This window comes from Halorubrum lacusprofundi ATCC 49239 (assembly GCF_000022205.1).
In the GTDB taxonomy this organism is placed as follows: Archaea; Halobacteriota; Halobacteria; order Halobacteriales; family Haloferacaceae; genus Halorubrum; species Halorubrum lacusprofundi.
Map to the genome: position 1 here is coordinate 1634763 of NC_012029.1, position 12404 is coordinate 1647166.

12 protein-coding genes are annotated in these 12404 nt (G+C 68.3%); 3 read left to right on the forward strand and 9 right to left on the reverse strand.

The window, feature by feature from the left end:
* Nucleotides 1–168 precede the first annotated feature (168 nt).
* Complete coding sequence (gene fer, locus HLAC_RS08020; RefSeq protein ID WP_015910339.1) at nucleotides 169–825, forward strand: ferredoxin Fer; 657 nt, start codon at nucleotides 169–171, stop codon at nucleotides 823–825.
* 30 nt (nucleotides 826–855) lie between these two features.
* Here fer and HLAC_RS08025 read toward each other — a convergent pair whose 3' ends face one another.
* The gene (locus HLAC_RS08025) at nucleotides 856–3033 is read right to left on the reverse strand and encodes a DHH family phosphoesterase (RefSeq protein ID WP_015910340.1); all 2178 of its coding nucleotides are present in this window, start codon (nucleotides 3031–3033) and stop codon (nucleotides 856–858) included.
* A gap of 108 nt (nucleotides 3034–3141) precedes the next feature.
* Nucleotides 3142–3756: a YIP1 family protein gene (locus tag HLAC_RS08030; protein ID WP_015910341.1), complete on the reverse strand. Its 615-nt coding sequence runs from the start codon at nucleotides 3754–3756 to the stop codon at nucleotides 3142–3144.
* A 138-nt stretch (nucleotides 3757–3894) separates the two neighbouring features.
* On the opposite strand from HLAC_RS08030, the gene HLAC_RS08035 reads away from it, so the two are divergent.
* Nucleotides 3895–4350 (forward strand): type IV pilin domain-containing protein, encoded by a 456-nt coding sequence (locus HLAC_RS08035; protein ID WP_015910342.1) that lies wholly within the window; start codon nucleotides 3895–3897, stop codon nucleotides 4348–4350.
* Between the two features lie 16 nt (nucleotides 4351–4366).
* On the opposite strand, the gene HLAC_RS08040 is transcribed toward HLAC_RS08035, so the two are convergent.
* Together HLAC_RS08040 and HLAC_RS08045 are read right to left on the reverse strand one after the other, a co-directional pair.
* A complete protein-coding gene (locus tag HLAC_RS08040; protein WP_015910343.1) occupies nucleotides 4367–5500 on the reverse strand; it encodes a Gfo/Idh/MocA family protein in 1134 nt (377 codons plus the stop codon).
* A gap of 15 nt (nucleotides 5501–5515) precedes the next feature.
* Complete coding sequence (locus HLAC_RS08045) at nucleotides 5516–6487, reverse strand: sugar phosphate isomerase/epimerase family protein (protein WP_015910344.1); 972 nt, start codon at nucleotides 6485–6487, stop codon at nucleotides 5516–5518.
* Nucleotides 6488–6673: 186 nt separating this feature from the next.
* Between HLAC_RS08045 and HLAC_RS08050 the strand changes: the two genes are divergently transcribed.
* The gene (locus HLAC_RS08050) at nucleotides 6674–7558 is read left to right on the forward strand and encodes a PspA/IM30 family protein (RefSeq protein WP_049933413.1); all 885 of its coding nucleotides are present in this window, start codon (nucleotides 6674–6676) and stop codon (nucleotides 7556–7558) included.
* 4 nt (nucleotides 7559–7562) lie between these two features.
* Here HLAC_RS08050 and HLAC_RS08055 read toward each other — a convergent pair whose 3' ends face one another.
* From HLAC_RS08055 to HLAC_RS08075, 5 genes are all read right to left on the reverse strand, one after another.
* Nucleotides 7563–8612 (reverse strand): dipeptide epimerase, encoded by a 1050-nt coding sequence (locus HLAC_RS08055; RefSeq protein WP_015910346.1) that lies wholly within the window; start codon nucleotides 8610–8612, stop codon nucleotides 7563–7565.
* The gene (locus HLAC_RS08060) at nucleotides 8609–9700 is read right to left on the reverse strand and encodes an N-acetyltransferase DgcN family protein (RefSeq protein WP_015910347.1); all 1092 of its coding nucleotides are present in this window, start codon (nucleotides 9698–9700) and stop codon (nucleotides 8609–8611) included. Before HLAC_RS08060 ends, HLAC_RS08055 begins: the two co-directional genes overlap by 4 nt.
* A gap of 83 nt (nucleotides 9701–9783) precedes the next feature.
* Nucleotides 9784–10707 (reverse strand): bifunctional methylenetetrahydrofolate dehydrogenase/methenyltetrahydrofolate cyclohydrolase, encoded by a 924-nt coding sequence (locus tag HLAC_RS08065; RefSeq protein ID WP_015910348.1) that lies wholly within the window; start codon nucleotides 10705–10707, stop codon nucleotides 9784–9786.
* A 134-nt stretch (nucleotides 10708–10841) separates the two neighbouring features.
* The gene (locus tag HLAC_RS08070) at nucleotides 10842–11618 is read right to left on the reverse strand and encodes an aldo/keto reductase (protein ID WP_015910349.1); all 777 of its coding nucleotides are present in this window, start codon (nucleotides 11616–11618) and stop codon (nucleotides 10842–10844) included.
* Between the two features lie 65 nt (nucleotides 11619–11683).
* Nucleotides 11684–12367, reverse strand: a complete 684-nt coding sequence (locus HLAC_RS08075; RefSeq protein WP_015910350.1) for an HAD family hydrolase — start codon at nucleotides 12365–12367, stop codon at nucleotides 11684–11686.
* Nucleotides 12368–12404: the final 37 nt, after the last annotated feature.

Consider the following 12404-nt stretch of genomic DNA (forward strand, 5'->3'; position numbering starts at 1 on the left):
TGGACCCGTCAAGACACGGCGCGTATCGTCCGAACTTTGGCACGGTCCTCGCCGTCGATGCACCGTCGATGTTCCTCGTCCCACGGCGGACTCCGTCCGCCCCGATACCGGTGATGTGGGACCGTAGTGTGGTGTTTATCTGTCTCGGCCGATTACGACAGACATCGAATGGTTTCCCCGTTCGACGTGCTCGGATTAGACGACGACGCGGACGAGGCCGACGTCGAGCGGGCCTACCGCGAGCGGGTGAAAGAGGCCCACCCGGACCAGGGCGGGACCGTCGAAGAGTTCCAGCTCGTCAGGCGCGCCTATCGCGAACTCGGCGAGCGGGACCGAAACGGCGACGCCGACGACGAGACCGATCCCGCCGACATCGATCTGACCGACGAGGCTGGCGAGGTCGACGCGGTGCAGCCGGTCCGTGTCGAGTTTCTCGACTACGAGGCGATCGACGACTACGGGTGGTCGCTCGACGACGACGACCTATTTCGGAAGGCGTCGCACGCCGACCTCGACCCCGCGGCCCACGGTCGTCTGCTCGTCCACCCCGACGAGAGCCTGCTAGAGGCGGCCGAGCGGAGCGGCTTCGGCTGGCCGTTCTCCTGTCGTGGCGGTGCGTGCGCGAACTGCGCCGTCTTCCTCGTGGAAGGGGAGCTGTCGCAACCGGCCGACCACATCATGCCCGAGGAGCTGGCGGAGCGCGGGTTCCGGCTCTCCTGTAACGGCTATCCGGTGAGCGACGAGCTGAAGGTCGTCTTTAACGTCAAGCAGCTCGCCGAACTCGACGATCTCATTCTCCCGCCGGGACCGTTCACCCGACGGTGACACCGGGTCGGCCGGGCTTTTGGACCGCTCTCAGAACGCCTCGGCGACGGCCGCGACGATCGCGTCCTCGACCGCGTCACGCTCGCCGGAGAGGAACTCGATTTTCCCCTCGCGGAGGCCAGCGGTGGTGACGTCGGCGCCGGGCGCCAGCTCGGCGGTGCGCTCGGCCACGTCGCGGACGGACACGTCTGCGGTCGTCCGGAGGTATAGCTCGTCCATACCGATTCCGACCGTCGCGTACGCCTCGCCGTTCGCGTTCCGGCGGTGGAGGTCGTCGAGCAGGAGCGGCGTCGGCGGGAAGTCGTAGCGATGGGTGTAGCCGTCGGTGTCGAGAACGGCGAACTCGACGCCGTCGACCGCCTCGGTGACGACGTTCTCGGTCGCGGTTTTGATTTCCGTCTCCAGCTTCTCGCGGAACTGCTCGGAGACGTGGGCCGCGAGGTTGCCGCTGTCCTCGAAGAGGAGATCAGCGACGAGTTCGCGTTTGTCCTGATACGACTGATAGTACGCCTCTAAGGCGACCGCCTCGCGGAGCTCCGCGACGCGCTCGGCGTCATAGCCCGCATCGCGGGCGAGTTCGACGTAGCGGTCGGGGGTCTCCGCCCAGTAGCTCACCGCGGGCAGGTGCCGGAGGTCCGTTCGAACTTCGTCGTTGACCGCGGAGGCCAGCGAGGCGACGAGCGCGCCCGTCGAGAGGTCGGCGTCGACCCCGTCGATCTCGGGCGAGACGAGCGTGTCGACGGCCTCGCGCGTCTCGGGATCGGCGACCTCGGCGTCGACGACGACCGCGTTGACGCCGTAGACGGACAGCAGGTCGATCCCGTCTGCAGACTCAGTTGTGGAGCCGGTGCCGACGAGCAGGAACAGCGGGAGCTGCTCGTCGTGACGGTCGCGGTCCTGCAGCATGCGGGTCGCGTCGTTCGTCGCCGCGTCCATCCCGTACACCGGGTCGTCGAGCGGCCGGCGGGTGAAGTAGTGGTACTCCGCGTCGCTTTTCGCGTGTTCCTCGCGGATCAGCGGAAGAACGGCGCGCTCGACCGCGGCACCGGCGACGTAGCCGTCGGCGGTGGCCGGGTGGCGCACGACGATCGGCCGCGATTCGAGAACCGCGCGGCGGATCGCCTCCGCGGCGTCGAGCAGCCCGTCTGCGAGCTCTGCGACCGTCTCGTCGCCCGCGAGCGGCTGGAGCCCCTCCGGACGGGCCTCGGCGGTGAGCGCCTCGGCGAGTCGACGGCGGACGGTCTCGGCCTCCTCGCCCTCCAAGAGGACGAGCGCCTCGGACTCGACCTGCACGTCGCCCCGGTGGCTCTCGACCTCACCGTCGATCCGCACCGCGTCGCCGATCTCGATGTCCGGGTACGCGCGGACACCTGGCTCGACGAACGCGGCCACGTCGACGACACCCGTCTCGTCGAGAACCTCGAAGACGGTCGGGCCGCCGGTCTGTCGAACGCTGACAACTTCGCCGTCAATCCGCGCCGCATCGCCGACGGCGTCGGTGAGGGTACCGATCTCGACGCGCTCGCGCTCGTCGTCGAGGTCGTCGTCCTCGGCGGATTCGTCAGCGCCGGATTCGTTCTCACCCTCGTCAGCGTCGGATTCGTCGCCCTCGTCGGTTTCGTCAGCGCCGCCTTCGTCGTCAGCTTCGTCAGCCTTAGCGACCTCGTCAGCCTCAGCGGAGACGTCCCCGTCGCCCTCGTCGGGCTCGGCAGCCTCATCGACATCGGCTGATTCGTCGTCGCTCGCGTCCGCTGTTTCATCGTCGGCCACGTCGAGTTCGTCCGGCTCCGCGTCGGCTTCCGCGTCTGACTCCTCGCCGCCCTCCTCAGGAAGGTGCTCGGTGTCGCCGTCCTGCACGAGCACGCCGCGGAACTCGCGGTCGGCCTGCCGGATCGACCACGCGAGGTCGATGTTCCCGTTGTCACGAACGCCTTTCACCTGCACGAACACCTCGTCGCCCGGCTCCCAGCCGAGGCTATCGAGCCGTCGGTCGAGCTCCGACCGGTGGAGGAGCCCGGTCACTCCCGGCGAGAGGTCGATGAACACGCCGAATTCGGCGTAGCCGTCGACGACGCCGCGGTAGAATCGGTTCGGAACGAGCTGCTTCGGGGAGTCGCCTCGGAAGTCGAACACAACGTCCTCTTGGTGTGGATCGCAGATGCGACCGCCACCGTCGATGTCGACGCCACAAATGATACAGGATCCCATTTGAGTACACCGAGAGTCTCGGGCTTAAAACGGTTGTCGAAAGCCTCGCGGGAGCAAACGGCCGACTACGGGTGCCCCGGCGGGCGCCTCCCGTGACCGCCCACAGCGTCACCCGATCAGGGTCCGAACCGCGGCGAAGACGCGGTAGCCGACGCCGTACCCGAGAAGAGCGGGCGGAACCCCGGCGACGAGCGTACGAAGCAGAGTCGTTCCGTGGACGATACGGAAGCCGATCAGCAGTAGTACCGCTGCGTAGGCGCCGCAGACGACCCGCAGTTCAGGGATCGGCGGTCCCGCCAGCGCCATCGGTGAACTGGCGTACGCGACCACCTGCACCGTCTCGCTCACGCCGCCCCGGTCGCGCAGCGCGATCCCGTCATCGAACTCGACGCTGGCGAGGATCACCGACAGTGTCGCGACCGCCGCGGTCAGGTGGAGCCCCACCGGCGCGACCAACACGACCACGAGGAGGAACAGAATCGCCGCAGAGACGGGAACGGACACGACGATTTCGGGGACGACCCCCGGCTCCGAGACGATCCAGCCGAGCGCGTAGGCGGCGGCGACGGCGACGGCGAACGTCAGCGCCGGGGCCTGATCGCCGGGCGCCACGCCGTTCGCGAAAAGGCGACGCGGCCGGACGAGCGCCTCGATCCACGCCCGAGCGAGCGCACGGGGCCCGCGCGCTCGCCCGCCTTCTGGATCCGCGATCCACGATGTCACGAGCGCCCTTCGGACGGGTGGGATAACGGGGTTCCGGTTCGTGTCGTCCCCCGGAACACACCCGGAGTAGCCCGCCGTTATCTCGTCTGATAGACGGCGCGTAAAGCCTTATACCGCCCCTCGCGGAGGGGAACGCGAATGTGCGCGTTCCGGAACGACGAACGGGGGTTCACCCCGATAGCCGGCTCGGGGATGCTCGTCGGCATCGTCGTGGTGCTGTTAGCGCTCGTCGGCGCCGCGGTCTTCGGGCTGATCGACGGCGTTGCGCCCCCGGACGCGGAGTTCGAGGTCGAGACGGAGGGGACAGACCTCGTGGTCGTCGCGGCCGGTCCCGAACCAGTTCCGGCCGAAGAGCTGTACGTCCGCGGCGAGGACCCGGACGAGGCGGTGCAGTTCGGCGCGTGGCCCGGCGACGGCGTCGTGCAGCCGGGCGATCGGGTGACCGTACCCAACGCCACCGGGAACGAGAATCTCGAGGTCGTCTGGGAACCCGTCGCGTTCGACACGTACGAGACGCTCGGTACGTACAACGGCGAAGACTCGGCGATTGAGGGTAGCTCCGGCCGGGACCCACTTGGCGCGACCGGCGTTTGAAACCGCTCGGCAGGCGCTACTCCACCGACACCCACTCCCCGCGCTCGTCGGCGCGTTCGACCGCGTCGAGGAGTTTTTGCACCTTGTACCCCTGTTCGAACGACGGCTCGAACTCGCCGCCCTCGGCGACCGCCGAGAGGAACTCGTAGTTCTCGTGGACGAACGTGTGCTCCCAGCCGATGACGTGACCCGGCGGCCACCAGTGGTCGACGTACGGGTCGGTCTCGTCGGTGACGAGCACTGTCTGGTACCCGCGGTCGTCCTCCCGGAGCACCTCCAGCTCGTTGAGCCGCTCCAAGGAGAACTTCAAGCTCCCCTTCGAGCCGTGGATTTCGATCGCGTGGTCGTTCTTGTGGCCCTCCGCGAATCGGGTCGCCTCGAAGCTCCCCATCGCGCCCGACTCGTAGGCGACCTGCGCGGTGTAGGCGTCGTCGACGGTCACGTCGCGATACTCCTCGACGTCGCCAGCCTCGTCGTAGACGGGCCGCTCGTCGACGAACGTCTGGAGGTGGCCCGAGACGCGATCGATCTCGCCGACCTCGTCGCCGACGAGGAAGTCCGCGAGGTCGAGCGTGTGCGCGCCGAGGTCGCCGAGCGCGCCGGAGCCCGCCGTGTCGGCGTCCATCCGCCACGCCCACGGCGCCTCGGGGTCGACCAGCCAGTCTTGGAGGTACCGCCCACGAACTTGTCGGATCTCGCCGAGTTCGCCGTCTTCGATCAGCCCCTTCGCGTACCGGATCGCGGGGATGAACCGATAGTTGAACGCGGTGCCGGCGGGCACGTCGGCGTCGGCCGCGGCGTCGCGCATCGCCGCGGCCTCGTCGAGGGTCGGCGCGAGGGGCTTCTCACAGAGAACCGGAACGCCCGCTTCGAGGGCCGCGATCGACGGCTCCGCGTGAACGTGGTTCGGGCCGAGGTTGTAGAACACGTCCACCTCGTCGAGCGAGTCCTCCCAGTCGGTCGCGGTGTGCGAGAATCCGAACCGCTCCGCGGCGTCCGCGAGCGCCTCCTCGTCGCGCCCGACGAGGGTGTGCCGCTCGATGTCGGGCGCGTCTGGGAAGAACATCGGGAGTCGCGCGAGCGCGTTCGCGTGCGCCTTGCCCATGAAGCGGTACCCCAGTACGCCGATTCGTAGTGGTTGCTGTGTCATTGGTTTATCCTCCGCTTACTCCGCCCAGTAGGCGTCGCCCGGTTGCGTCTCGAAGACGGCGCGGTCGAGCACGTCGACCGCCTTCTCTAACCCCTCCCGCGAGGAGGTCAGCGAGTCCTCGTGTTCGATCGACAGCGCGCCCTCGTACCCGACCATCCGGAGCGTCGAGACGACGTCCTTCCAGTGGCTCTCGTCGTGGCCGTAACCGATCGAACGGAACAGCCACGAGCGATCGCTCTCGTCGGTGTAGCTCGTCGTGTCGAGTACGCCCTTCACGCGCGCGTTCGCGTCGTACACCTTGGTGTCCTTCGCGTGGAAGTGGTGGATCGCGTCGTGGTCGCCCAAAAATCGGATCGCCTCGATCACGTCGATCCCCTGCCAGTAGAGGTGCGAGGGGTCGAAGTTGGCGCCGATCCGCTCGTTCGTGGCCTCCCGGAGCGCGAGCATGCCGGTCGGCTCGTACACGAGCATGTTCGGGTGCATCTCGATGGCGACATCCACCCCGTGGTGGTCTGCGTGTTTCGCCAGATCCGTCCAGTACGGGATCGCGACCTCGTCCCATTGATACTCGTGGGCGTCGGCGTGTTCGCTCGGCCACGGCGCCGTGATCCAGTTCGGCGTCGAGTCGCCCGGCGCGCCGGCAGGAAGGCCGGAGAAACAGGTGACCGTGCCCACGTCCAGCTGGTCGGCAAGCTCGATCGCCTCGCGGAGCTCTCGGTCGGCCGCCGCGGCGCGCTCCTCGTCGGGGTGGAGGGGGTTGTTGTGGGTCGCGAGCGCGGAGATCCGGAGGCCGTGTTCGTCGAGTAGCTCCCGAAGCTCCGCCTGCGCCGCGTCGTCGTCGAGTATCGCCTCGCGGTCGACGTGGTCCTCGCTGGGCCACCCGCCGACGCCGAGTTCGACGGCGTCGACGCCGATATCGTCGAGGTACGCGACCGCGTCGTCGATCGATTCGCCGCCTAAGGGGACGGTTAGCACACCGATGTCCATGGACGAACGTATTACAACAACCCGAATAAATATTCGGGAAATTCTATTTGAGCGGGCAGCGCGTCGGATCGTCGAGTTCGATGCGTCCGGTTCGAACTGGCCTCACCCGCGCAGGCGACCGTTTCGCCCGTCGTCGCGCCCGTCGAACCACATGAGGTTTTAACGGGTGGAGCGTGTATGGCGGGTATGGGAATCCTCTCGCGCGCCTCCTACGTCATCCGCTCGAAGCTGAACGCTCTCCTCAATCGGACCGAGGACCCGACGGAGTCACTCGACTACTCGTACGAACAGATGCGCGACGAGCTCCAGGACGTCAAGCAGGGGATCGCCGATCTCACGACCCAGAAGAAGCGACTGGAGATTCAAAAGCGCAAGCTCGACGAGAACGTCGAGAAGCACAACCGACAGGCCCGCGAGGCGGTCCAGCAGGACCGCGACGACCTCGCGCGGAAGGCCCTCGAGAAGAAGAAATCGAAGATGACGCAGATCGAGGAGCTCGAAGGACAGATCGCGAAGTTAAACGACACGCAAGAGCAGCTCGTCGAGAAGAAGAACAAGCTCCAGAACCGCATCGAGGAGTTCCGCACGAAGAAGGAGAGCATGAAGGCCCGCTACCAGGCCGCGGAGGCGTCCTCGCGCGTCTCGGAGGCGATGACCGGCGTCGGCGACGAGATGGAGGACGTGAGCCGCTCCATCGAGCGCGCCGAGGAACGCACCGAGGATATGGAGGCGCGCGCTGAGGCGATGGACGAGCTGGAGGACTCCGGCGCCTTCGAGGACGCGCTCTCGGACAAGGACAGCATCGACCGGGAGCTGGATAGCCTCTCGACGAACAGCGAGGTCGACGCCGAGCTGGAGACGCTGAAAGGCGAACTCGGCAAGGGCGAGCCCGCGAGCGACGACGCCGGGGAAAGCACCGACGAGGAGATCGACACCGAACTGGCGGACATCGAGTCGGAGATCGACAGTGACGATCTCGAGGCCGACCTCGATGGGGACGACGACGCCGACGAGGAGGTCGACGTGGAGTTAGAGGAGTCCGAGGTCGACGCCGACGAACAGCGGAACTGACGCGCTACTGCTCCGCGCTCGGGCGGGCGCCGGTCCCCGCCCGCTCCTGGTCCCCGAGCCGGATCTCGCCGCCTCCCATTTCGATCCCGTCGTACTGGTCCTCGGCGAGCAGCAGCGACCCGTCGAGGTCGGCGTAGTCGAGTAGGGGCGCGAGCTGCGCGGCCGCAGCGATCGAGGCGTTCGACTCGATCATGCAGCCGCACATCACTTCCAGCCCGTGAGCGCGCGCGGCGGCGATCATCCGTTTCGCCTCCAGCAGGCCGCCGGTCTTCATCAGCTTCAGGTTCGCGATGTCACACCGGTCGGCGATCGCGGGGATGTCGGAGAGCGTCACGCAGGACTCGTCGGCGGCGACGGGGAGCGCCGACCGCTCGTAGACGAACCGGAGCCCCTCCGGGTCCTCGGCGGGCACCGGTTGCTCGACGAATTCCACGTCGCGATCGGCGAGCCACTCGCACTTCCGGACCGCCTCGCGGGGCGTCCACGCCTCGTTCGCGTCGACCCGGAGCCGGGCGTCGGGCGCGGCCTCGCGGACCGCGTCGATCAGCTCGCGGTCTCGGTCGGTCCCGAGCTTGATCTTGAGGATCGGGTAGCCGGCATCGACCGCGGCCTCGGCCTTCTCACGGACGCGCTCCGTCTCGTCGAGTCCGATCGTGTAGGAGGTCGCGGGCGCGGCCGTGGGGTCGAGCCCCCAGAGACGGTGGAGGGGGACGCCGAGCCGCTTCGCGGCGAGGTCGTGGACCGCGATCGAGACGGCGGCGCGGGCGGCGGGGTTGCCGTTGACGACGGCCGCCAGTTCGGCCTCGATCTCGTGGAGCGCGTGGGGGTCGCCGACGCGCTCGACGGCGTCGAGCAGATCCGGGAGCACGGCCTCGACGGTGTCCGCGGTCTCGCCGTAGTGAGCCGAGGGAGCCGCGCCGCCGACGCCGGTCATTCCGGCCTCGTCCGCGATCTTCACGATCACGTTCTCGGCGTCCGTCTGGGTGCCCCTGAAGATCGTGAACGGGTTCTCCAAGGGAAGCGAGACCCGCTCGAACTCCGTTTCGAGGGTCATTCGTCGGCGACCCCTCCATCGGCGGCCGCGGTCCCCTCACCGAGCCCCGCCTCGACGATCCCGTCCACGATCCGGCCGGCGCCGTCCCGGACCGGGTCGGCGGCTGGGACGCCGGCCTCGTCGCCGAAGTCGGTGACTGCCTCCGCGGCGGCCGCGTCGTCGTCGACGTCTTTGGTGTTGAGCGCGCCGGCGACGATACTCGCCTCGTTGACGGGCGCCGCGAGCCCCTCGTAGAGGTCGACGTAGTCGGCCAGCGGCGGGAGCGAGAACGACTCGTAGCCGTGGACGGCCTCGCGGCCCGCGGCGTGACAGAGCACCAGCCCGTCAGCCATCGAGCCGTGGAGGATGCCGCAGGTGACCGCCGAGTAGGCGGGGTGGATGATGCTGCCCTGCCCCTCGACGACGAGGAGGTCGTGGTCGTCGCCGACCTCGACGAGCATGTCCTCAACCGCGCCGGCGGTGAAGTCGGAGACGACGCGGTCGATCGGGTTCCCCCACCCGGCGATCATGATCCCGGTCTGGCCGGTCGGGACGAACGCGGCGTCGATCCCGCGCTCGCGGGCGGCTGCGACGATCTCCAGCGAGGCGGTCATCTTCCCGACCGAGCAGTCGGTGCCGACAGTGAGCACCACGTCGGCGTCCACGTCGCCGGAGGCGCCCGTCGCGACCGTGAGATCGTCGTCGGGCTCGCGCACGTCGACGAGGTCGACGCCGTGTTCATCGGCCAGCGCGACGAGCTCCTCGTCCCCGTTTAAGAAGTAGTGGAGCCCGCTCACCACGTCGCAGCCGGCCTCGATCGCGGCCTCCACGTCGGACCGCCACGACTCGTCGAAGCCGCCGCCGATCGGCGCGATCCCGATATATAAGGCGTCCACGTCGCCGTCGGCGGCCGCGTACGCGTCCGCGAACGACTCGACGATCGGCGCGTCCGCCACGTCGGGGACGTGGTCGTGAACCCGGTCGCCGGCGCGGTCGCGGTCGAGCACGGCGCGAACGTCTTGGTCGCCGTAGCGCATCACACCGAGGGCAGTCTTCGCGCGGTCGGGGAACTTCTCGTGGGCAAGGATGACGATCCGGTCGTCGCTCATGGTGGGTCGCTCGCCCCGGAAAGGCTTAAAAGGGTCGAGCCGCGGTCGGATCGTCGATTCGTCGCGTCGGCGATAGCCTCGGCTCAGTCGAGGTCGAGCGCAACGTCTGACTGCAGCCCGGCCGCCTTCACCGTGTTGTACAGGAGCATCGCGCGCGTCATCGGGCCGACGCCGCCGGGGACGGGCGTGATCGCGCCAGCGGCCTCCTTCGCCGACTCGTACTCCACGTCGCCGACGAGCGCGTACCCCTTCTCGGTGTCCGCGTCGACCCGGTTAATCCCCACGTCTATCACGGTCGCGCCCTCCTTGAGCATCGAGCCGTCGATGAACTCCGGGACGCCGACCGCGGCGATCACGATGTCTGCGGTCGCCAGCTTCCCTTCCAAGTCCCTCGTCCGCGAGTGGCAGACGGTCGTGGTCGCGTTGCCGATCGGCCCCTTCTGGATCAGGAGGTTCGCCATCGGCTTCCCGACGATATCCGACCGGCCGACGACGACCGCGTCGGCGCCCTCGGTCTCCACGTCGTACGCCGCCAGCAGCTTCTGGACGCCGTGGGGCGTGCAGGGTTTAAACCGGGCGTCGCCGGCGACGAGCCGCCCGACGTTCTCCGGGTGGAAACCGTCCACGTCCTTCACGGGGGCGATCTGCCGGAGCACGCGCCGCTTGTCGACGTGGTCGGGAACCGGCAGTTGGACTAAAATCCCGTGCACGTCCTCGCGCTCGTTGAGGTCGTCGATGGTCTCGTACAGCTCCTCGGCCGGCGCGTCGGCGTCGATCTCGACGTGAACGCTCTCGATGCCCACCTCCTCGCAGTCGCGCTGTTTCATCGAGACGTACGTCTCGCTCGCGGGATCGTCGCTCATCAGCACGGTGGCGAGCCCCGGCGTCACGCCCTCCTCTTCAAGCGTCTCGACATGTGCGGCCACGTCGTCGCGCACGTCGGCGGCGACCGCCTCGCCGTCGATGATCCGCGTCCCGTCGGCGTCCCCGTCGCTGGTCTCGGTCATATCGAAACCGACGGAGAGTGGATATAAAAACGACGCGGGATCGTGCCTAGATCCGACTTAAATATGGTCGAGATGTGCGAGAGTGTGGATCGATTTACGGTCTCGTCGGCGGCGATCCGGGACAGAACGGTCCGCTACTCCGGAAACAGCTCCTCCTCGCGTTCGACGGCGTCGATGGCGGCGACCTCCTCGGGCGTTAACTCGATCTCGGCGGCCGCCAAGTTCGCGCGGAGGTGACCCTCGCTCGACGCCTTCGGGATCGTCACGACCGGTTCTTTCGCGGTCGCCCACGCGATCGCGACCGCCTCGGGCGTCGCGTCGTGGGCCTCTGCGACCTCGACCACGGCGTCGATCTCGCTCACTCGACCGCCCGCCAACGGCGAGTAGGCGACGACCGTGTACCCGTGCTCGCGGGCGTGCTCCAGAAGTTCCGGCCGGTAGAACAGGGGGTGTAGCTCCGTCTGGTGGGCCGCGAGCGGCGCGTCGAGGGTGTCGATCGCGCGGTCGAGCTGGTCGACCTCGAAGTTGGAGACGCCGACCTCGCGCACGACCTCCTCGTCGACGAGCCGGTCGAGCGCGGGGAGGGTCTCCACCGGGTCGTACGCTCCCCGTGGGCGGTGGACGTACAGGAGATCGAGCGTCTCCACGCCGAGCAGGTCGGCGCTCTCGCGGGCGGTCGGACCCACGTCGGCGGCGCCGAGGTCGTCGACCCACAGCTTCGTGGCGACCGTGACCTCGTCCCGGTCCACGTCGCTCGCGGCAAGCCCCTCGGCGAGCCCGTCACCGACGACCGCCTCGTTGCCGTAGATCCGGGCGGTGTCGAGGTGGCGGTAGCCGAGCGAGAGTGCGGTCGCGACCGGCTCCGGGTCGTCGATTCCCATCGTTCCGAGGCCGACGGACGGAAGGTGCATGCCGGCCTTTCGGACCGACCGACGCAAAAACCGATCGGCTCGACGATCGAGCGCCTCTGCCCGGTTCAGATTTTCTCGTCGGTGTCGACCGGCGTCCGCCCGCAGATGCTCACGAGGTCGTGGAGGTCGTCGATCTCATAGGTGGGCTGACAGGAGAGCTCGGTCGAGCGTCGGTGCGGACGCCGGACGAACGCGGAGTCGATCCCGGCGTTGTCGGCGGCGAGCACGTCCGACTCGTTGTCGCCGACGAAAATCGCGGTCTCGGCGCCGAGGTCTTCGAGGGCGCGCTCGATGTAGTACGGCGACGGCTTCTTCCGCGAGAGGCTGGCGATGGAGGGCTCACGGCCGTATGCGACCTCGAACCGCCCGGAGAGCCCGAAGTGGTCGAGGACCGCGTCGACGGTTGCCTGCTGGTTCGAGGAGACGACCCCGAGCGAGGCGTCGAGATGGCGGAGCGCGTCGACATCGTCGTAGGGGGTCTTCCGCCCCTTCCGAGCCGCGTCGACCTGCGCGGCCGCGGCGGTCTCGTCGCGAACCCGCCAGAACTCGACCGGGTCGAGCCCGTAGCGCTCGCAGATATCCGTCAGAGTAGCGGGGTCGACGCCGATGGCGATGTCGTCGACGTGGGCCAGATCCGGGTCCTCGATGCCGAGGCTCACGAAGGCGTCCCAGGCGGCCTCCCTGAGGGTGTCGAACGGAGTCCGACCGACGAGGACTCCGTCCTTATCGAGGACGACGGCGTCGTACACGCCCTCCTCTCCGTCGGTAACCGGCAAAAGCCTTTCA

Coding starts and splice junctions, on each gene's coding strand:
- fer (WP_015910339.1), top strand. CDS start 169: ATGGTTTCCCCGTTCGACGTGCTCGGATTAGACGACGACGCGGACGAG.
- HLAC_RS08025 (WP_015910340.1), bottom strand. CDS start 3,033: ATGGGATCCTGTATCATTTGTGGCGTCGACATCGACGGTGGCGGTCGC.
- HLAC_RS08035 (WP_015910342.1), top strand. CDS start 3,895: ATGTGCGCGTTCCGGAACGACGAACGGGGGTTCACCCCGATAGCCGGC.
- HLAC_RS08040 (WP_015910343.1), bottom strand. CDS start 5,500: ATGACACAGCAACCACTACGAATCGGCGTACTGGGGTACCGCTTCATG.
- HLAC_RS08045 (WP_015910344.1), bottom strand. CDS start 6,487: ATGGACATCGGTGTGCTAACCGTCCCCTTAGGCGGCGAATCGATCGAC.
- HLAC_RS08050 (WP_049933413.1), top strand. CDS start 6,674: ATGGGAATCCTCTCGCGCGCCTCCTACGTCATCCGCTCGAAGCTGAAC.
- HLAC_RS08055 (WP_015910346.1), bottom strand. CDS start 8,612: ATGACCCTCGAAACGGAGTTCGAGCGGGTCTCGCTTCCCTTGGAGAAC.
- HLAC_RS08060 (WP_015910347.1), bottom strand. CDS start 9,700: ATGAGCGACGACCGGATCGTCATCCTTGCCCACGAGAAGTTCCCCGAC.
- HLAC_RS08065 (WP_015910348.1), bottom strand. CDS start 10,707: ATGACCGAGACCAGCGACGGGGACGCCGACGGGACGCGGATCATCGAC.
- HLAC_RS08070 (WP_015910349.1), bottom strand. CDS start 11,618: ATGCACCTTCCGTCCGTCGGCCTCGGAACGATGGGAATCGACGACCCG.